This window comes from Streptomyces phaeofaciens, assembly GCF_014648915.1.
In the GTDB taxonomy this organism is placed as follows: Bacteria; Actinomycetota; Actinomycetes; order Streptomycetales; family Streptomycetaceae; genus Streptomyces; species Streptomyces phaeofaciens.
This window is the reverse complement of record NZ_BMSA01000001.1, coordinates 56,434-75,820: the sequence shown is the minus strand read 5'-3', so window position 1 is coordinate 75,820 and position 19,387 is coordinate 56,434. Positions and strand designations below refer to the sequence as shown.

Here is a 19,387-nt window from a genome sequence, read left to right as displayed (position 1 = left end):
CACCATGCACCGCATCACCGAGAACGCCCCGGGAGCAGCCTCATGACCCCTGCCGCACCGTCCTTCGACTTCCTGCCCGGCGCCGCCGGCTCGCCCGTGATCCTGCATGTGCCGCACTCGGCGCGGGAGATACCGGACGCGGTACGGAGCGGGATCGTACTGGAGGACGCGGCGCTGGAGCGGGAGCTGGACCACATCACGGACTCGCACACCGCGCGGATCGCCGGGGAGGCGGCCCGGCTGGCCGGCGCGGCGCCCTGGCGGTTCGTCAACCGGCTGTCACGGCTGGTCGTCGACCCGGAGCGGTTCCCGGACGAGCGGGAGGAGATGCGGGCCGTCGGGATGGGCGCCGTGTACACGCGGACCACGCACCGGGAGGTGCTGCGGCCGGACGACTTCGACCCCGAGCCGCTGGTCGAGCGGTACTTCCGGCCGTACGCGCGGGCCATGACGGACGCCGTGGCCGACCGGCTGGCGGCCGTCGGGCGGGCCGTCGTCGTCGACGTGCACTCCTACCCGGCCGCACCGCTGCCCTACGAGCTGCACGGGGCGGGGCCGCGGCCGCCGGTCTGCCTGGGCACGGACTCCTTCCACACCCCGCCGGAGCTGCTCACCGCGGCGCGCACGGCGTTCGAGGGGATCGGGGAGACGGGACTGGACAGCCCGTTCGCCGGAGCGTACGTACCGCTGGAGTACTACGGGTCGGATTTGCGGGTGTCCGCGCTGATGGTGGAGATCCGCCGGGACACCTACATGAGCGAGCCGGGCGGCCCGGCGGGCCCGGGGCTGACCGCGCTCGCCGGGGCGCTGGCGTCCCTGGTGGACGCCGTTTCCTGAGCCGCCCGGTCCAGGGCGCTCAGGCGCGCAGCCACTCGGTGACGACCACCTCCGCGCCGGTCCGCAGGCGCAGGGCGAACGGGCCGCCGGGCAGGGTGTCGCAGGCGAAGCGGCCCATGGCGTCGGCGGTGAGCGCGGCACCGGCCCGTGGGCCGTGCAGTACCTCGATCGAGGCGGACTGCGGGGGCAGCAGCTGGCCCATCAGTCCGTCTTCGGTCACCTCCACGTCGACGGTGAGGTCGCCGGTGTGGAAGGTCAGCATCCGCGCCACGTCCCCCGCTCCCCTGACCGGGATGGCGTCGGTCAGCGAGTCGAAGGTCAGCTCGGCGATCCGGGCGTCCAGGTCGTGCAGCGCGTAGGCCTCGACGGCGGACCGGCGCAGTTCGGCCGGGACCGGGTCCAGGATGGCGGCGGCCTGCCGCAGCTCCTCCTCCAGGCTGCCGAGGTCGAACTCCTCGTCGTCGAAGGCGCCCTCGACGGAGATGCCGTCGTCGTTGCCGTTGCCGTGGCCGTCGTCGTTGCCGTGGCCGTTGTCGTCCATGCCGTTCACAGTGCTCCCCGTGCGTCGAGTCGGGCCCGCAGGCGGCGCAGGCATCGCTGGCGCATCGGTCCGATGCTGCCCACCGCGATGCCCAGGGCGGCCGAGACCTCCTGATAGCTGGGCGGCGGTGAGGCGATCAGCACCCGCAGCAGTTGCCGGCAGCGGTCGCCGAGCGCCTCGAACTCCTGCCAGAGGAAGCGGACGCGCTCGCTCTGGGCGGCCGCCTCCTCCGAGTCCAGTACCGACTCCTCCGGGGTCCGGTCCTCGCTGGCGCGGTCGAGCAGCTGGGGATCGTCCGTCGGGGTGAGCCGTCGTAAGCTCTTGATCACTTTCAGGCACTCGTTGCGCGCGGTGATCGCGAGCCAGGAACCCGCCTTGTCCGGCTCCCGGATCCGGCCCAGGTGCTGGGCGAAGCGGAACCAGACGGTCTGGTACACCTCGCTCCCGTCGGCGTCCGAGAGCCGGTGGGAGCGCACCACCGACCACACCAGCGGGCTCAGCCCTTCCACCAGCGCCTTCCAGGCCGCCGTGTCACCGTCGACGGCGGACTGGACGAGCGCGCCGACATCACTACGGTCCACGGCCCCACCCCTCGTGTACGGCCTGTCATCGTACGCCGTGACGGGGGCTCGTTCGGACCTCATGGCGTCCTCGCACCGGGACGAGAACCCGGACGCGCGACGGCACTCGGGCCGTGAGAGGTGCCGGGACAGGTGCCGGGATTCATGCCGGACCGCTCATGCCGGACCGACCGGGACCGGACGCCAGGTGGCGGGCAGCAGCGCCGGCACATGCGCCCCGCGCACCTCGGCGAACTCCGTGTTCCCGGCGAGGAGCTGACGGGCCGCGGCACGCGGGTCGCTCTCCTTGTGGGCGGTCATGTGGGCGGCGACGAGTCCGGCCACCACGGGCGTCGCGAAGGACGTGCCGCTCCAGGACGCGAACCCCTCGAACATCACCTGGTCCGGCTTGCCGGAACCGTCGCTCAGGACGCCGCTGTGGCGCGGCGAGCGGCAGGTGCAGGCGTAGCCGAAGCCGTAGCGGCAGGCGTCGTAGGTGGAGTGCTGGTAGACGTACGGGACGGGGGCGTCGAAGCCGGTGAGGGCGCTGGTGAGGCGCTCGCCGGGGGCGTAGACCCGCACCCAGGGGCCGTGGTTGCTGAAGCAGGCGCCGAACTCGCCGTCGCCGCGCAGCGCGCCGACGGACAGGACCGCGTCGGCGTAGTCCGGCAGGGACGTGTAGGCGGCGGGCCAGAACGGGGTGGCGCTGGCGTTGTTGCCGGCGGCGGCGACCAGCAGGGTGCGCTGGTCCCGGAGCGCGCGCATGAAGGCGTCGAGGCCGAGGAGGCCGTCGACCCGGCCGTTGGAGGTGCCGGCGGAGAGACTGAGGATGTCGGGCCAGCCGCCCTCCTCCACGGCGTCGAAGAGCCTTTCCCCGAAGGCGTCCTCCAGGATCGCGCCGGCGTCGTTCAGGGTGCCGCGCACGGTGATGTCGGTGTTGGGCGCGACGGCCGCGAGCAGCCCGGCGATGAACGTGCCGTGGCCGACGTACTGCTGGAGGACGCCGTCCTCGTCCGTCTCCCGCATCTGGAGGTCGCCGCCGGTGTGGGCGAGCAGCGGGAAGGAGCGGTGGTCGTGCATCAGGCCGGTGTCGACGACGAGGACGCCGACGGCGCCGTCCGGGTCGTGGGCGCCCTCCGACGGGGAGGGGTTGAGCGGCTCGGTGAGCGGGACGGGGACGGGCTCGTCGCCGGGGCAGGCGTTGACCGAGATCGACACCACGTGGTTGCGGCTGACCAGCCGGCGTCCGGTGCGGCCCTCCGCCTCGCGCAGGGCGCGCAGGGCGCCCGCGACGGCGTGGTCCCCGGTGCGGCCGCCCTGGCCGGGGTCGCCGACCTGGATGCGGGTGATGCCCGAGCGGTTGGTCCGCGGTCCCGCGCGGCGCACGTGGTCGGGGACCAGGCCGGCGGCCGCGGTGAAGTGGGTGCGGACGGTGTCCTCGACGACCTGTGCCTCCTCGCCGTCGCGGGCGAGGACGACGCCCTTCTCGTAGATGAACTCGGCGGAGTCGTCCGGCCCCATCGCCAACGGGACGTCGGGCAGTGTGCGTTGGATCTGGTCGAACTGCTCGTGGAATCGCTGTGGTGCCATGGCGTGTCCTCCCCTGAGCCTATGTCGTCAGTCAGAGACCGGAGTCTGTCGTCTGATACAGCAGGTGCGACGGTCGGGACGGGGGGTGCGGTTGCGGACATCAGGAGCACATCCATGGACGCGCGCCCCTCCTGGTTCCCTGGCGCCGGGCGCGCGGGCCGTGCGCGCGGCGCCAAGTACATTGACATGATGTCCAATTGATACCGGTGGATACGGTGCCGAACGGGTGTGGCGTGCAAGCCGGAGCACTACCATCCGTGGAGTGACAGCGGGAAACGACACGGTTCTCGAACTGCTGCCGATGGTGTTCGCCGCCCCCAACGACGCGTTGTCGCGGGCGGAAGGAGTGCTCGACACCGATCCGACGCCGTTGCACGCCTCGGTCGCCCATCAGGTGATCGGCATCTGGCAGCGCGACTGGGGCGACATGCGGATCGCCCTGGACCATCTGCGGCGCGCCCGCGAGCTGGCGGCCCGCGCGGACTCGGCGGAGCGCGAGGCGGACGTCCTCGCCACGCTCGGGGTGGCGCTGGTCCACGCGGGCCGCACCCGGCAGGGCCTGGAGGCCTTCGAGCGGGGGGTTCGGCGCGGGAGCGGGCACACCCGCGCGCGGGTGCTGTACCGGCGGGCGTACTCCTGGTGGGTGCTCGGCCATCACCGTGAGGCCCTGGACGACGTACGCCGGGCGATTCCCGTGCTGCGGCAGGCGGACGACGTCATCTGGACGGCGCGCGCCCTGACGCTGCGGGCCACCGTGCATCTGGCGCTCGGGGCGGTGGAGCGGGCCGAGGCGGACTTCACGGCGGCCGAGGCACTGTGGGACACCACCGGCCAGGAGCACGACAAGGCCGACGCGGTGGAGAGCCGGGGGCTGGCCGCGTTCCGCTCGGGTGACGTCCCGGCGGCGCTGCGGCTCCTCGACGAGGCCGAGGAACGGTACGCCAAGCTCGGCACGCCGACCTTCATGCTCAACATCCGGCGTTGCGAGGTGCTGATGGCGGCCGGGCTGGCGCCGGAGGCGCTGGCCGAGGCGGACGCGGCGACCGCGGTGCTGGACGGGATCGGCGGACAGTCCACACGCAAGGCGGAGCTGCTGCTGGCGGCGGCGAAGGCGGCGCGGCTGGCGGGCGATCCGGGGACGGCGATCGCCCGGGCGGCCGTGGCGGAGCGTCTTTTCGCCGGGCAGCGGCGCACCTGGTGGGAGACGCACGCCCGGCTGGTGCTGATCGAGGCGCGGGTCGCGACGGGGCGGGGCTCGGGCCGGCTGGTGGCGGACGCCGCCCGGCTGGCCGAGCGGCTGTCGGCGTTCGGGGCGCCCGCCGCGCCGGAGGCCTGGCTGCTGGCGGGCCGGATCGCGCTGGGCCTGGACTGGACGGCGGACGCCGAGCGCTATCTGGAGGTCGCCGCGCGCAGCCGGCGCAGCGGGCCGCCGCTGGCGCGGATGACCGGCTGGGCGGCGCAGGCCCTGTGGGCGCGGGCCACCGGGTCCGGTCGGGGCGTGCTGGAGGCCTGCCGGCGCGGCCTCGACGTGCTGGACGACCACCGGATGACGCTGGGCGCCTCCGAGCTGCGCGCCCGGGCCACCGCGCAGGGCGCGGAACTGGCGGCGCTGGCCCAGCAGGTGAGCCTGGAGCGGGGCGGGCCGCGGCAGTTGCTGGGGTGGAGCGAGCGCTGGCGGGCGACGGCGCTGTCCACCCCGCCGACCCGGCCGCCGGCCGACCCGGCGCTGCTGAGCGGGATGACGGCCTTCCGGGAGATCGCCGCCCGCGCCGAGACCGCCCGGATGGACGGGCGGCCGGTGCCGGCCCTGGAGCGGGAGCAGCGCCGGCTGGAACGGGAGGTCCGGTCCCGGACCCTGCACATCCGCGGGGAGGTGCCCGGGGACGGCGCCCGGTTCGACGTGGGCCGGCTGCTGGAGCGGCTCGGTCGGGCGCGGCTGGTGGAACTCGCCGTGCTCGACGGGCGGGTGCAGGTGCTGCTGTGCGGGGGCGGGAAGGTGCGGCGCTTCGCGGGCGGGCTGCTGGCGGAGGCGGAGCGCGAGGCCGAGTACGTGCAGGCCGCGCTGCGCCGGCTGGCGCATCCGGGCGCGGAGGGCCGGCTGCCGCTGGTGGAGGCGGCCGGGCGGCGGCTGGAGGAGCTGCTGCTGGGCGAGGCGGCGGGGCAGCTGGGGTCCGGTCCGGTGATCGTGGTTCCGCCGGCCCGGCTGCACCGGGTGCCCTGGGCGCTGCTGCCCTCGCTGCGGGAGCGGGTGGTGAGCGTGTCGCCGTCGGCGAGCGGCTGGCTGCGCGCCCGGGAGACGGAGCCGCCGCCCGGTGGACGGCACGTCCTGGTGCGGGGTCCTGGGCTGGCCACCGGTGGGGCGGAGGTGCCGGAGGTGGCGGGCCGGTACGGGCGGCCGACGGTGCTGGAACACGCCGACGCGCGGGTGCCCCGGGTGCTGGAGGAGCTGGACGGGGCCGCGCTCGCGCACATCGCGGCGCACGGCACGTTCCGCGCCGACAGCCCGATGTTCTCCTCGCTGCGCATGGCCGACGGCCCGCTGATCGTCCACGACTTCGAACGGCTCGCCCGCAGCCCGTACCGGATCATCCTGTCCAGTTGCGACACCGCCCGGCTCGCCTCCGTCGGTGCCGACGAACTCCTCGGCCTCGTCACCGCGTTGCTGCCGCTGGGCACCGCGGGCGTGATCGCGAGCAGTGCTCCCGTCAACGACGCGGCGGTGGTCCCGCTGATGCTGGCCCTGCACCGGAGTCTCAGCACCGGCCTCTCTCTCGCCGAGGCGCTGCGCGACGCCCGCGCCGCCCTGCCGCCCGACGCCCTGCACCGGGCCACGGGGTGGGCGTTCACGGCGTTCGGGGCGGCGTGAGGGGCCGATGTCCCTTCCTGGACAGGCGGCTTGACAGTGTGTCGGTCGAGCGTCGGCTGTCTGCGCGTCGCCGCGCGCGACGCGGTCAGGCCGACGCGGTGTCCGGCAGTTCCACCAGCCACGGGAGGGTCGTGCGGTCGGCTGTGCCGAGGCGGGTGTAGGCGCTGTAGAGGTGATTGCCGACGGTGCGGACGGAGAGCGTGAGGTGTTCGGCGATCTGGCGGTTGCTCAGGCCCGCCGCGGCGAGGGTGACGATCTGGCGCTGCCGGGCGGTGAGTTCGCCCAGGGCCAGTCCGGACAGGGCCGGGGTGCGGGCGCCCTGGCAGCGGCGGGCCAGGGCGGCCGCGCGGGTCCGGGCGGTGCGGGCCGCGGTCGGGTCGCGGTGCACGGACACGGCTTGGGCGTGCGCCTCGGCCGCGAACAGCAGGAAGCCGCGCTCCGCCAGTTCCTCGGCGACCCGGTCCAGGGCGGGTCCGTCGGCGCGGGCGAGCGCCCGGGCGTGCCGGGCGAAGACGCCGTCGGGCGGGAGGAGGCCGAGGGCGTGCTCGGGGGCGCCGAGGCGTACGGCGTCGTAGGCGTCGTCCTCCGTGAGCGGCTTCGGGGATGCCGTGACGCCGGGGGCCGGTTCGCCGGACTGGGCGACGGCGAGGCCGAGTTCGCGGCGGCACGCGGTGTCCTCGCCCGCGGCGGCCAGGCCTTCCCGGGCCCAGGCCGCGGCCTCGCGCAGCTCTCCGCGCAGCCGGGCGAACCGGGCGCGGACGGCGGCGTATCCGGGCGGGACCGGCTCCCCCTCCGCGGCCAGCCACTCCCCCACCGGGGTCCGGACCGTGCGGACGTCGGCGTGGGCGATGCCGTGGAGCAGGGCGGCGGCTTCCGTGTCGAGCGCGTCCGTCAGCGGTCCGCGAAGGCCGGCCAGCCGTCTCGCGCGCAGCCGGCCCGCCGCGGCGCGCAGGACCGGGCCGTGCAGGGGATGGGCCAGCCGGACGGTCGTGCCGTCGTCCGCCACGTCGATCAGTCCGTCCGCCTCCAGGCGCTCCAGGGCCCGCAGGTCCAGGGTGCCGGCGGGCAGCGGCAGGGGTTCGGCGAAGGCGAGGCGGTCGAGGGCCTCGCGTTCCTCGGGGCAGGTGCGGGCGAGGACGGCGGCGGTGCGTTCACGGAGCGTCGGGGTCGGCGGGACCGGGCCGCGCCATGCCCACGCGTCGGTGTCCGGGACCCGGGTGAGCCGGCCCTCGTCGCGCAGGGCGCCCAGCAGGTCCCGCAGCAGACGCAGGTCGCCCCGGCACAGACGGCGCAGCCGGTTGGCGGTGAGGGGTTCCGGGGGGCGGCCGGCGGCGGCCGCGAGGAGCGGGTCCGTGTCGTCGTCGGGCAGGGGTTCGAGAGCGAGACGGGGCAGCAGTTCGCCGGTCCACAGGCGGGTGACCGCGTCGGGGGCGGGGACGCCGTCGGTCACGACGACCAGCAGCCGGGTGCGGCCCTGCACGGCCAGCTGGTGGAGGAGGGCGGCGGAGGCGTCGTCGAGCAGGTGCGCGTCGTCGACGAGCAGCAGCCGTACGCCGGACAGGACGCGGACGGCGCGGTGGAGCGTGACGGACTCGGGGAGCAGGTGGGCGAAGGCGGCGAAGGGCGTGCCGCGGGTCTCGGGGGCGGGGGTCACGCGGGCGCAGTCGGTGCCGCGGACCGCTTCGGCCGCCAGGCGGCTGCGGCCGCAGCCGGCCGGCCCCGTCACCACGATGCCGGGCCGGCCCGCCGTCAACGACCTTCGGACGAGAGCCAGTTCCTCCTCCCGGCCGGTGAACGGCCACGGCAGCAGAAGGGTCTTGGCGTGCGCTTCGATCGTCGTCACATCATGTGGAGTCCGGGTGCTCACGCCTGATACAGGGCGACTTGAGTAGCCCCCGACTCAGGCGCCCGGGCGGCGTGGCGCGGCAGCCTGGGCGCATGACCGCCCGCTACTGCTCCCTCGCGCAGCAGCCGGCCCCCGTGTTCGCCCCGGGGCTGGCCGCCGAGCGGCTGGGCGCGCTCCTGAGCGGGCGGCGGATGTGGGTCAACGGGACGGCCTTGCACTACTGCTTCTTCGACGGCGAGGACGACGGGTCGGTCATTCCCGTGCCGGGCTCCGGGGGGACCCGGTGGGTGTCCTGGGTGGGCGACGAGCGCCAGCGGGACGTGGTGCGCGACTGCTTCCGCGCGTGGGCCGGCCTCGGCATCGGGGTGTCGTTCGCCGAGGTCGGCGACCGCTCGGAGGCGGAGCTGCGGATCGGGTTCCAGCAGGGCGACGGCTCCTGGTCGGCCGTGGGCCGCGACGCCCTGGCGGCGGGCCTCGCCGAGCGCACCATGAACTTCGGCTGGGACCTGACCGCGCCCGGGGAGCGCGCCACCGCCCTGCACGAGATCGGGCACGCGCTCGGCATGCAGCACGAGCACCAGAGCCCGTTCGCCGGGATCCACTGGGACGACGAGGCCGTGTACGCGGATCTCGCGGGCCCGCCGAACCACTGGAGCCGGGACCGCACCTACTTCAACATCCTGCGCAAGCTGGACCCGGCCGAGGTCAACGGGTCGGTGTGGGATCCGCACTCCGTGATGGAGTACCCGTTCTCCGCGGGGCTGATCCTGGAGCCGGAGCAGTTCCGCGGGGGTGTCCACCCGAGCGGTGAACTGTCGCCGCTGGACAAGGAGTTCGTGCTCCGCTGGTATCCGCCGGCGGCCGCTTCGGCGCGGCCCGCGCTGGTGCCGTTCCGTTCGGTGCCGCTGTCGCTGGGGCCGGGCGAGCAGGCCGACTTCACGGTGGAGCAGCGGGAGACCCGCGAGTACACCTTCGGCACCTTCGGGGAGAGCGACGCGGTCGTCGTGGTCTTCGAGGAGCGGGACGGGGAGCCCCGCTTCCTCGCGGGCCGCGACGACGGGGGCGCCCCGGGCAACGCCACGATCCGGGCGCGGCTCGTCAAGGGCCGCCGCTACGTCGTCCGGGTGCGCCTGTACTCCGGGTGGGGGTCGGGCCAGACGGCGGTCATGTGCTGGTGACGGCGACGACCGCCCCTTGACCACAGTCCGGCGCCGGGGGAAGCGCCGGGGTCACGCCGCCCTCGGGGGAGGGCGACGTGGCCCCGGCCGCACCGGCGCCCCTGGTCAGCCCGGCACGGGGCCGTGGCCCCGGCGGTGCCATTCCCGCGCGAGCAGTTCGTAGGAGCGGACCCGGTCGGCGTGGTCGTGGGTGATGGTGGTGATGAGCAGCTCGTCGGCGCCGGTGGCCTCCTGAAGTTGTTCCAGCCGGTCGGCGACCTGGGCCGGGGAGCCGACGAACTGAGTGTCGAGCCGGTCCTGGACCAGGGCACGGTCCTCGTCGGTCCAGGCGAGGGCGCGGGCCTCCCGCGGGGTCGGGAACGCGATGGCGCCCTCGGCGGTGCGGATACTGCGCACCCAGGGGCCGTAGCCGGTGGCCAGCTCCCGGGCGCGGGTGTCGTCCTCGGCGACGACGACATCGGCGGAGACGCTCACGTACGGCCGGTCGAGGGTCGCGGAGGGCTTGAAGCGGGCGCGGTAGCCGGCCACCGCCTCCAGGACGGTGGCCGGGCTGACGTGGTAGTTCGCCGCGAACCGCAGGCCCCGGGCGCCGGCGGCCTCGGCGCTGGTGCCGCCGCTGCTGCCCAGGATCCACACCTCGACGTCGGCCCCTTCCCCGGGGACGGCGTGGGCCTCGACGCCTTCCGGGGAGCGGTAGGTGCCGGCGAGCAGGGCGAGGACGTCGTCGATCTGCTCGGCGTAGTCCTGGGACGCGGCGCCGGGCAGCAGGAGCAGTCTGCGCTGGAGTGCGATCCGGGGTGAGCCGAGGAGGTTCTCGAAGGCGAAGCGGGGCGGGATGAGCAGGCCGTTCGGCGCCCGGCCGTCGACGACCGGGGTGGCCGTGGGCGGCGGGGCGGCCGGCGGCCCGGACGGGCCTCCTCCGGAGCGGCCCAGGCCCAGGTCGAGGCGGCCGGGATGCAGGGCGTCGACCAGGCCGAACTCCTCGACCGTGCTCAGGGCGGTGCGGTGGCCGAGCTGGACGGCTCCGGAGCCGAGCCGGATCGTGGAGGTCGCGGCGGCGGTCAGCGCGAGGAGGACCGCCGGGGACGTACCGGCGACACCGGGGTTGAGGTGGTGCTCGGCGAACCAGTAGCGGGCGTAGCCGAGGCGCTCGGCGTGCCGGGCGAGGTCGAGGGAGTTGCGCAGGGCGTCCGCGGCGGTGGAACCGGAGGAGACCGGGACCAGGTCGAGGACGCCGAGAGGTGTCTCAGGCACGGGCGGGCTCCTCGTCGGCCGGTGCCGCCGGGAGCACCGGTCCCCAGGCGAACGGCGGGTCCGGTATCTCCTTGCGCAGCACCGGCGCCACCGCCGACTGGAACAGCTCCAGCGAGTCCCGGTGCCGGGTGTCGCTCAGCCCGCCGGCGTCCGCGTGCAGATGCAGCACCGAGTGGCCGAGGTGTTCGTGGTAGCGGTGGACCTTGTCGACGACCTGCTGCGGGCTGCCGATCAGGGCGGAGCTGCGCTCGACGAAGTCCTCCAGGGTCTCGAAGACGACGGGCAGTCCGGCCTTGCGCTGGAACTCCAGGTTGCTCTCGAAGACCGGCCGGTAGGCCTCGACCGCCTCCTGCGAGGTGGGTGCCACGTACAGCCCGGCCGAGCCCGCGCCCACCGCGATGTCCGCCGGGTCGTGGCCGTAGTGCTCCCAGCGTTCGCGGTAGTGGCGGACGAGTTCGGCGTAGGGCTCGACGGGGTGGGTGACGTTCGCCGAGAACAGCGGGTCGCCGTAGCGGGCGGCCAGGTCCACGGACTCCTTGCTCGTGGCGCTGCCGTGCCAGACGCGGACGGGCCGCTGGTACGGCCTCGGCCACACCTCGGCGTCGGTCAGCGGCGGGCGGAACCGGGTCGCCGCGGTGACCTTGTCGTTGCGCCAGATCCGCCGGAACACCTCGTAGCTCTCGGCGTTGCGCGCCCACTGGTCCTCGGGGGTGACCCGGAACAGCTCGCGCTGGGCGGCGCCGTTGCCCTTGCCGATGATGAGGTCGAGCCGGCCGCCGGAGAGGTGGTCGAGGGTGGCGTAGTCCTCGTAGGCGCGGACGGGGTCGAGGAGGCTGAGGGTCGTCACGGCGGTGAAGAGCCGGATCCGCCGGGTCAGGGCGGCCACATGGCTGAGGACGACGGTCGGCGAGGAGGAGAGGAACGGCCGCTCGTGCCGCTCCCCCACGCCGAAGCCGTCGAAGCCGAGTTCCTCGGCGAGCAGGGCGTTGTCGAGTACCTCGCGGAAGCGGTCCTGGGTGGACTTCAGGACGCCGGTGACCGGGTCCGGGCGGTGCACGATCAGGGTGATGGCGAGGAACTTCACGAGGCGGCCCGCTCGTCGCGGACGTCGTCCGGGTGTGCGAGGCCGAGGTGGTCGCGCAGGGTGGTGCCCTCGTACTCGGTGCGGAAGACGCCCCGTTCCTGGAGGAGCGGGACGACCCGGTCGGCGAACGCGTCGAGGCCGCCGGGGGTGATGTGCGGGACGAGGATGAAGCCGTCGCTCGCGTCGGCCTGGACGTAGGTGTCGATGGTCTCGGCGATCGTCTCGGCGGAACCGACGAAGTTCTGCCGGTTGCCGGTCTCGATGACCAGGTCGCGGATGGACCAGTTGTTCGCCGCCGCCCGCTCGCGCCACTCGCGGGCGGTGGCCAGCGGATCGCGGTACATGCGGACCTGGGCGCGGCCCCGGGCGATGTGGTGCTCGCCGGGGTCGGGGTCGATGTCGGGAAGGGGACCGTCCGGGTCGTAGGAGGACAGGTCCCGGTTCCAGACGAACTCCAGGTGCTTGATCGCGGTGGCGCCGCTGACCTGCTGTCGGCGTACGTCCCTCGCGATCTCCTCGGCCTCCGCGTCGGTGTCGCCGAGGACGAAGCTTGCGGCGGGCAGGATCAGCAGCTGGTCGGCGCGGCGGCCGTACCGGGCGAGGCGGGACTTGACGTCCGTGTAGAAGGCCCGGCCCTCGTCGAGAGTGGCGTACCGGCTGAAGATCGCGTCGGCGCTCGACGCGGCGAACTCGCGGCCCTCGTCGGAGTCGCCGGCCTGGAAGATCACCGGGCGGCCCTGAGGGCTGCGCGGGACGTTGAACCGGCCGTGGATGTCGAAGTGCCGGCCCTCGTGGACGAAGGCGCCGGCCTTGGCGTCGCGCAGGAAGGCGCCGCCGGCCTGGTCGGCGAGGATCTCGTCGCCCTGCCAGGAGTCGAAGAGTTCGTGCGCGGTGGCGAGGAACTCCTTGGCGCGGGAGTAGCGCTCCTCCTGCGGGAGGAAGCCGCCGCGGCGGAAGTTCTCGCCGGTGAAGGCGTCCCAGGAGGTGACGACGTTCCAGGCGGCGCGGCCGTCGGAGAGGTGGTCGAGGCTGGCGAACTGGCGGGCCACCTCGTAGGGCTCGTTGAAGGTGGAGTTGATGGTGCCGGTGAGGCCGAGGTGTTCGGTCACGGCGGCGAGCGCGGCGAGGACGGTGAAGGTGTCGGGGCGGCCGACGACGTCCAGGTCGTAGATCCTGCCGCCCTGTTCGCGGAGCCTGAGGCCCTCGGCGAGGAAGAGGAAGTCGAACTTGGCGCGTTCGGCGGTGCGGGCGAAGTGGGCGAAGGAGCTGAACTCGATGTGACTGCCGGCCCGGGGGTCGCTCCACACGGTGGTGTTGTTGACGCCGGGGAAGTGGGCGGCCAGGTGGATCTGCTTCAGGGGCTTGCTCATGGGTCGTCGGCTCTCCGTCCGGCTCAGACTGCGGCGTAGCGGTTGGCGGGGCGGCTCAGGCCGAGCAGTCCGCGCAGGGTGTCGGCCTCGTAGGCGCGGCGGAAGGCGTCGCGGCGCTGGAGTTCGGGGACGAGGCCGCGGGTGATCGCCGGGAGGTCGTGGCCGGCGACGGCGGGGCGCAGCCGGAATCCGGTCAGCCCGGCGGACTGGAACTCCTGGAGCAGGTCGGCGAGTTGGGCGGGGGTGCCGGTGAAGATCCGGGCGTCGCTGGTGTACTCCTCGCCGGCGAGGGTGTCGAGGCGGTCGCGGCGGGCGGCGGCCTCGCCGGGGTCGTCGTCGAGGAAGACCACCAGGTCGCCGAAGACGTGCAGCGGGTCGGCCGCCCGGCCGGCGCTCTCCTGTTCGGCGCGGATCTCGGCGACGATCGCGCGGGCCTGGTCGGTGTCGTGCGGGGTGACGTAGCCGATGTCGGCGGCGCGGGCCACCAGCCGGTAGGGGACGGTGGCGTGGGCGAGGGCGGTGACCAGGGGCTGGCCCTGCGGCGGGCGCGGGGTGATGGAGGGGCCCTTGACCCGGAAGTGGCGGCCCTCGAAGTCGATGTGGTGCAGCTTGTCCCGGTCGATGAAGCGGCCCGTGCCGGCGTCCCGGATCTCGGCGTCGTCCTCCCAGCTGTCCCAGAGGCGGCGCACGACCTCCACGTGGTCGGCTGCCTCGTCGAACAGGTCGGCGACCACCGGGGTCTCGTAGTGCTCGATGCGCGCGATCGTGCGGCGGCCGAAGTGGGCGGCCTCGTTCGGGCGAGCGGTGATCTGGACGCGCACGCCCGCGCGGCCGGTGCTCACGTAGTCGAGGGTGGCGATCGCCTTGGAGAGGTGGAACGGCTCGGTGTGGGTGACGACCGCGGTCGGCACCAGACCTATGTTCCGGGTGAGCGGGGCGACGCGCGAGGCGATCAGCACGGCGTCGAGGCGGCCGCGGACCTGGTCGGTGCGGTCGTCCGGGTCGAGGAAGTGGGAGGACTGCGGGCCGAGGCCGTCCTCGATGGTGACGAGGTCGAGAAGGCCGTGCTCGGCCTCGGCGACCAGGCCGGCCCAGTATCCGGCGGTGAACAGCTCGCGGGGGCGGGCGACGGGCTCGCGCCAGGAGGCGGGGTGCCAGCCGGTGCCGTCGAGGGCGACGGCGAGGTGCAGAGGGGAAACGGGGGTCGAGGACACGAGGGTGCCTTCCTGGAGATCCGTACGAGAGCGCACGTCACCCACGCCATGGGGTGCCGCTTCGGGGAACGGGTGTCAGGAACAACAGAGCGCGCCGGCCACGCGCTGGAGGTCTATGTGAGGCCGGGAGGTCAGGTGCACGGCGTGGAGGGTGTGCGTCACGGCCGGCACCTCCCCCTGTCGGGCGCGCGTCGGCGCCTGTCCCATCTCGTCATCGGTCACAACGCCCGTGCCCCGCCGGGTGTTCCCGGCGGGGCCGGGGCCGGTCAGGAGTTGTCCAGGGGCAGACCGGGCGGGTTCACCTCGGACTTGGCGACGGCCTCGTCGGAAAGGTTGTAGGCCGCCAGCCACTTGGCGTACTGCCCGTTCTCGATCAGGTGGTTGATGGCGTCCGCGAGCGGCTCGGCGAGGCCGCTGTCCTTCTTGGCGGTGGCGGCGATCAGGCCCTGGAGCGTCTCGCCCGCGCCGGAGAAGGTGCCCGCGCTTCGGGTCGCGTTCGCGGTGCCCGCGGTCTTGGTGACGTTGTAGGCGATGCCGGGGTTGGGGCCGAAGAACGCGTCGATCTTGCCGCTGGCGAGCGCCAGGTAGATGCCGTTGCGGTCCGGGTAGTACTTGATGGTGAGCTTCTTGCCCTCGGCCTCGAGCTTCTTCTTCCACTCCAGGAGGATCTTCTCCTGGTTGGTGCCGGAGCCGACGGTGACGGTCAGGCCCGCGAGGTTCTCGTAGTCGCCGTCGAAGTTCCAGGTGCTGGACTTCTTGACCTCCCAGCCGAGGTTGTCCTGGCGGTAGGAGGCGAACTCGTACTTCTTCTTGCGCTCCTCGGTGTCGGTGACGTTCGTGAAGGCGACGTCGACCTTGCCGCTGTCGATGCCGACGAAGAGGTTCTCCCAGGTGAAGTTCTTCGTCTCGGGCTCCAGGCCGAGGACCGCCGCCACCAGACGGCCGAGGTCGGGCTCGGCGCCGGTGAGGGTCTTCTGGTCGTCGCCGATGTACGCCAGCGGGGCGAAGCCGGAGGGCAGGGCGCCGACACCGATGACGAGCTTGCCGCTCTTGCGGACGGACTCGGGGAGTTCGGCGCTGATCGACTTCACCTCGGAGACCTTCAGGGTGGTCTCCTCGGCGGCGCCGTTCGACACCCGTCCGACGGTCACGCTGCCGGCGGCACCGCCGGTCGTCGTGGCGGCGCTCTCACCACCGCAGGCGGCGAGCCCGGTGGCGAGGGTGGCGACCGCGGTGGCCGCGGTGATGCCGCGAAGCAGGCTGCGTCGGGTGAAGTGGGCAGGCATGGCCGTCCTTTGTGACTCAGGGGTGGTGAAGGGTGGGGCGTGGGGGGAAATCGTGGGGCGCGCCGGTGTCAGAGCACCTTGCTGAGGAAGTCCCGCGTCCGTTCGTGCTGCGGTGTGTCGAGGACCTCGCTGGGCGGACCCTGCTCGACGATCTTCCCCTCGTCGATGAAGACGACCCGGTCGGCGACCTCGCGGGCGAAGCCGATCTCGTGGGTGACGATGACGAGGGTGGTGCCGCTGGTCGCCAGGTCCTTGATGACCGCGAGGACCTCGCCGACGAGTTCGGGGTCGAGGGCCGAGGTGGGCTCGTCGAAGAGGATGACGCCGGGGCGCAGTGCGAGGGCGCGGGCGATGGCGACGCGCTGCTGCTGGCCGCCGGACAGCTGCCGGGGGTAGGCGCCGGCCTTGTCGGCGAGGCCGACGCGGCCGAGGAGTTCGCGGGCGAGTTCCTGGGCTGCGGCTCTGGTGAGCTTCCTGGTGGCCACCGGGGCGGCGGCGACGTTGTCCAGCACGGTGAGGTGCGGGAAGAGGTTGAAGTTCTGGAAGACGAAGCCGATCCGGCTGCGCTGGGTCAGGATGGTCCGCTCGCTCAGCTCGCGCAGACGGCCGCCGTGGCGGCGGACGCCGATCGGCTCGCCGTTGATGCTGACGTGGCCGATCTCCGGCTTCTCCAGGTGGTTGACGACCCTCAGCAGGGTGGACTTCCCGGAGCCGGACGGGCCGAGGATCACGGTGACCTCGCCGGGCCGCACGGTGAGGTTCACCCCGTCCAGCACCCGGTGGGTGCCGTACCACTTGTGCACGTCGTGGACCTCGACGGCGGCGGGAGTGGTCTCGGTGGTCATACGGCGGCCTCCTTGCGCAGCCGCTGCCTGAACTCGCTCAGGGAGCGGCGGAGTTGCTGGAGCGGGGTGGGCGGCAGGGAGCGGGTGGCGCCCCGGGCGTAGTACCGCTCGACGTAGAACTGGACGACGGACACCACGCTGGTGAGGATCAGGTACCAGACGGTGACCACGAGGAGGAGCGGCACGATGTCGCCGGGGTAGGTGGCGCCCATGGTCTGCGCGGTGCCGAACAGGTCGAGCAGCGACACGTAGAAGACCAGCGAGGTGGACTTGATCAGGCCGATCAGCTGGTTGACGTAGTTCGGGGTGATGGAGCGCAGGGCCTGCGGGAAGACGATCTTCCAGAACTGGTAGCCCCTGGGCAGGCCGAGGGCGGCGGCCGCCTCGTGCTGGCCCTGGTCGACGGAGAGGATTCCGCCGCGGACCACCTCGGCGGCGTAGGCGGCCTCGTTGAGGCTGAGACCGACGACGGCGATGGCCATGTCGGTGGCGAGCCGGGACTCGTCGAAGGTGAAGAAGGCGGGTCCGAAGGGGACGCCCAGGCTCAGTGTCTGGTACAGGGCGCTGAAGTTGTAGAGGAAGAGCAGCACCACGATCAGCGGGATGGAGCGCAGCGCCCAGACGTAGGTCCAGCTGACGGCGCGCAGCACCGGGCTCCTGGAGAGCCGGGCGAGGGCGAGCAGGATGCCGCCGGCGAGGCCCAGCACCGCGCTGTAGGCGGCGACTTCGAGGGTGATCAGCAGTCCGTCGAGGATCACGGGCCGCAGGAACCAGTAGCCGAAGCGGTCCCATTGGTAGAAGGGGTTGGAGACCAGGCCGTGGACGAACTGCGCGACGAGGACCAGGACGACGGCGGTGGCGATCCACCGTCCGGGCCGGCGCAGTGGCTGGACCCGCTGGGCGGCGAGCTTCTCCGGCGGCGTGTCGAGGGCAGGTGCTTCGGCGAGGGTCACGGCACCTGGGGGTTCACTCATGAGGGGCTCCGGCGGGAGTCGGGCACCCCGGGCGGGCACAGCCGTGGTGGCGGCCGTGGTGCGGGCGCACGGCGCACGGATGTGTACGGGGAACCGGGGTGGGGCGGTCAACGGCACACCGCTCGGGCGGTGTTCGTCAGGGAACGCGGAGGCGGGGCGAAGGCCGGTGAGAGGGGTTCAGCCCCGACAGCGGGCGCGGCCCGGTGCGGTACACAGTGCGCTGTTCACGCGGAGCAGATCGACGGCGCGGTCGGCGACGAGCGGTTGCGCGGACGGGCGTACGCAGCCCACGAGGAGGCGGGGCGCCGTCCCGAGAGCTGCGTACATGGGGCTTCTCCGTCACTGTGGCGGACCCCTGAGGGGCCCTCGCGCTTACCGAATCGTCCTTGCCGGAACGGCATCGGTCCGGTCGTCACCTGGGGCACCCCACCGCGGCGCGAGGGTTGCCGGTCAGCAAGCCAGGGCTTGTCGCTGACGCTCATGACCGTTCTGGGCCGTAAGTTAAGACAGCTGCCCGAACGAATGTCAACGCCGGTCCACCAGGTGGAACGGCTACTGGACGGGCGCGGTGTGCGCCGCCCAGTCGAGGATCTGCACGGCGGAACCGGCGGCCTCCAGGCCCTGGCAACGGGCGTGGTGGCGGCGGGCGATGCCGTCGAGGTCGAGGTGGACGCCGAAGGCCGGGTGGCCGGCCAGGCGGCGGGCGTAGGCCCACAGGGCGGGGTGGCCGGCGATGCGGTGCACCGCCTCCGCGTCGAGATGGTGGCGGTGGACGGTGTCCAGCTGGACCAGCGCGACCCACAACTCGACGTCCGCAGCAGTGATCTGATCGTCGATCAGAAAGGGCTGCACGCACAGCCCTTGGTCCAGCACGCCGAGCGTGTGCAGCAGGGTGTCGAGTGCGGCGGCGCGTTCGGCGGTGCCGGTGCCGGCCGCCCCGGCGCGCTGTGCGGCCGCCTCGATGCCCTGGGCGCACATCCGCTCGACGGCCTCGATCTCCGACTCGGCGCCGCACGGGTACAGCGCGGCGCGACCGCCGCCGGACTTCCCGCAGCCATCGGCCGGGGGGACCCCCGTCTCGCTGAGCTCGGCCAGGTCGCGGGCGATGTCGGGGCCGTGGGTGGAGACGATGCGGCCCGACCAGTCGTCGCTGAGCACCGGCGCGACGGCCGGTCCGGTGTAGTGGTGGGCGCTGGCGTCGTAGAGCGGGCGCAGTGCACCGTGGCCGCCGTCGGGACAGTCCGGGACGGCGGGCAGGACGGTCACGGGACAGGCCCGGTCCAGGCCGAGGAGGCTGTGGGTGACGGCGATGCGCAGCCCGTCGGGGTCGGCCGGGGACAGATGCAGGCGGTAGCGGCGCGGCACGGCGTAGTGGCCGCTGCGCGCGTCCCTGCCGATGCGGCCCCGGAAGACGGGGGCGGGGCGGACGGACAGCCGGGCGACGGGTGGTGTGACGGACATGACTCTCCCCGGGGGCGGCGCGCGGCGGACCGGCGCACGGCGGATGCGACGTCGGAACGGGAGGCGGACCTGGTCCGCGCGCGCCGGGCGGGCGGTGCCCAGGGGCGCCGCCGGGTGCGTGCGTGCGGGAGGGGGCCGGCTCAGCCCTGGGGCCTGATCGCGCTGCACACGCGTTGCAGGTCGATGTGACGGCGGGAGGTGAGAAGGGGCGACGACCAGGCCGTGCGGCTCGCTCGGCGAGTGGCCGGCTCCTGTCGCCCCATGATTCCCTATCCGTTCACTAGGATTCCCGTTACCGAGTGTCGATCCGCCTCCGCCCCTCGTCAAGGGGGCGTCCACCAGGTGATTGCAGGGTCGGCGGATCCGTCGGTCCGCAGGGCCGATGGTCTCGGACCGGGCCCGCGCCGCACGGTTCGCGGCGCGGGCCCCCGGGCCGGCTCAACTCGTCAGCCACCGCGGGGTGTTACGGCGCTGCGGCGAG

General features: G+C 73.7%; 17 protein-coding genes and 1 riboswitch. Of the genes, 3 read left to right on the top strand and 14 right to left on the bottom strand.

What is annotated here, in order from left to right:
* The first annotated feature begins 42 nt into the window (after positions 1–42).
* Positions 43–837, top strand: a complete 795-nt coding sequence (locus IE275_RS00325) for an N-formylglutamate amidohydrolase (protein ID WP_189706153.1) — start codon at positions 43–45, stop codon at positions 835–837.
* 19 nt (positions 838–856) lie between these two features.
* On the opposite strand, the gene IE275_RS00320 is transcribed toward IE275_RS00325, so the two are convergent.
* The 3 genes from IE275_RS00320 to IE275_RS00310 form a co-directional block, all read right to left on the bottom strand.
* Positions 857–1,378: a hypothetical protein gene (locus tag IE275_RS00320; protein ID WP_189706151.1), complete on the bottom strand. Its 522-nt coding sequence runs from the start codon at positions 1,376–1,378 to the stop codon at positions 857–859.
* Positions 1,379–1,383: 5 nt separating this feature from the next.
* A complete protein-coding gene (locus IE275_RS00315) occupies positions 1,384–1,959 on the bottom strand; it encodes an RNA polymerase sigma factor (protein ID WP_229870026.1) in 576 nt (191 codons plus the stop codon).
* Between the two features lie 156 nt (positions 1,960–2,115).
* The gene (locus tag IE275_RS00310) at positions 2,116–3,528 is read right to left on the bottom strand and encodes a S8/S53 family peptidase (RefSeq protein WP_189706147.1); all 1,413 of its coding nucleotides are present in this window, start codon (positions 3,526–3,528) and stop codon (positions 2,116–2,118) included.
* Positions 3,529–3,790: 262 nt separating this feature from the next.
* On the opposite strand from IE275_RS00310, the gene IE275_RS00305 reads away from it, so the two are divergent.
* Positions 3,791–6,394 carry a CHAT domain-containing protein gene (locus IE275_RS00305; RefSeq protein WP_189706145.1) on the top strand — a complete coding sequence of 868 codons (2,604 nt, stop codon included), beginning with the start codon at positions 3,791–3,793 and terminating at the stop codon, positions 6,392–6,394.
* Between the two features lie 85 nt (positions 6,395–6,479).
* Here the strand turns inward: IE275_RS00305 and IE275_RS00300 are convergent, their stop codons facing one another.
* A complete protein-coding gene (locus tag IE275_RS00300) occupies positions 6,480–8,237 on the bottom strand; it encodes a LuxR family transcriptional regulator AbsR2 (RefSeq protein ID WP_189706143.1) in 1,758 nt (585 codons plus the stop codon).
* A gap of 95 nt (positions 8,238–8,332) precedes the next feature.
* Between IE275_RS00300 and absR1 the strand changes: the two genes are divergently transcribed.
* Entirely contained in the window at positions 8,333–9,418 is a 1,086-nt protein-coding gene (gene absR1, locus IE275_RS00295) for a beta-glucuronidase AbsR1 (protein WP_189706141.1), read from the top strand.
* A gap of 105 nt (positions 9,419–9,523) precedes the next feature.
* Here absR1 and IE275_RS00290 read toward each other — a convergent pair whose 3' ends face one another.
* From IE275_RS00290 to IE275_RS47200, 10 genes are all read right to left on the bottom strand, one after another.
* On the bottom strand, positions 9,524–10,672 hold the full coding sequence (locus IE275_RS00290) for an LLM class flavin-dependent oxidoreductase (RefSeq protein ID WP_189706139.1): 1,149 nt from the start codon (positions 10,670–10,672) through the stop codon (positions 9,524–9,526).
* On the bottom strand, positions 10,665–11,756 hold the full coding sequence (locus tag IE275_RS00285) for an LLM class flavin-dependent oxidoreductase (RefSeq protein WP_189706137.1): 1,092 nt from the start codon (positions 11,754–11,756) through the stop codon (positions 10,665–10,667). Before IE275_RS00285 ends, IE275_RS00290 begins: the two co-directional genes overlap by 8 nt.
* Entirely contained in the window at positions 11,753–13,126 is a 1,374-nt protein-coding gene (locus tag IE275_RS00280; protein ID WP_189706135.1) for an NtaA/DmoA family FMN-dependent monooxygenase, read from the bottom strand. The genes IE275_RS00285 and IE275_RS00280 overlap by 4 nt, the downstream gene beginning before the upstream one ends.
* Positions 13,127–13,149: 23 nt before the next feature.
* Positions 13,150–14,340 carry an LLM class flavin-dependent oxidoreductase gene (locus IE275_RS00275; protein WP_189706133.1) on the bottom strand — a complete coding sequence of 397 codons (1,191 nt, stop codon included), beginning with the start codon at positions 14,338–14,340 and terminating at the stop codon, positions 13,150–13,152.
* A gap of 75 nt (positions 14,341–14,415) precedes the next feature.
* Positions 14,416–14,547, bottom strand: a complete 132-nt coding sequence (locus IE275_RS47205) for a putative leader peptide (protein ID WP_373299143.1) — start codon at positions 14,545–14,547, stop codon at positions 14,416–14,418.
* A 59-nt stretch (positions 14,548–14,606) separates the two neighbouring features.
* Entirely contained in the window at positions 14,607–15,626 is a 1,020-nt protein-coding gene (locus IE275_RS00270) for an ABC transporter substrate-binding protein (RefSeq protein WP_189706131.1), read from the bottom strand.
* 68 nt (positions 15,627–15,694) lie between these two features.
* Entirely contained in the window at positions 15,695–16,471 is a 777-nt protein-coding gene (locus tag IE275_RS00265) for an amino acid ABC transporter ATP-binding protein (protein ID WP_189706129.1), read from the bottom strand.
* Positions 16,468–17,445 (bottom strand): amino acid ABC transporter permease, encoded by a 978-nt coding sequence (locus tag IE275_RS00260; protein WP_189706127.1) that lies wholly within the window; start codon positions 17,443–17,445, stop codon positions 16,468–16,470. The genes IE275_RS00265 and IE275_RS00260 overlap by 4 nt, the downstream gene beginning before the upstream one ends.
* 363 nt (positions 17,446–17,808) lie before the next feature.
* Positions 17,809–17,931: riboswitch (SAM riboswitch) on the bottom strand.
* A gap of 66 nt (positions 17,932–17,997) precedes the next feature.
* Complete coding sequence (locus IE275_RS00255) at positions 17,998–18,906, bottom strand: glutathione S-transferase C-terminal domain-containing protein (protein WP_189706125.1); 909 nt, start codon at positions 18,904–18,906, stop codon at positions 17,998–18,000.
* 140 nt (positions 18,907–19,046) lie between these two features.
* Positions 19,047–19,169, bottom strand: a complete 123-nt coding sequence (locus IE275_RS47200; RefSeq protein ID WP_373299142.1) for a putative leader peptide — start codon at positions 19,167–19,169, stop codon at positions 19,047–19,049.
* Positions 19,170–19,387: the final 218 nt, after the last annotated feature.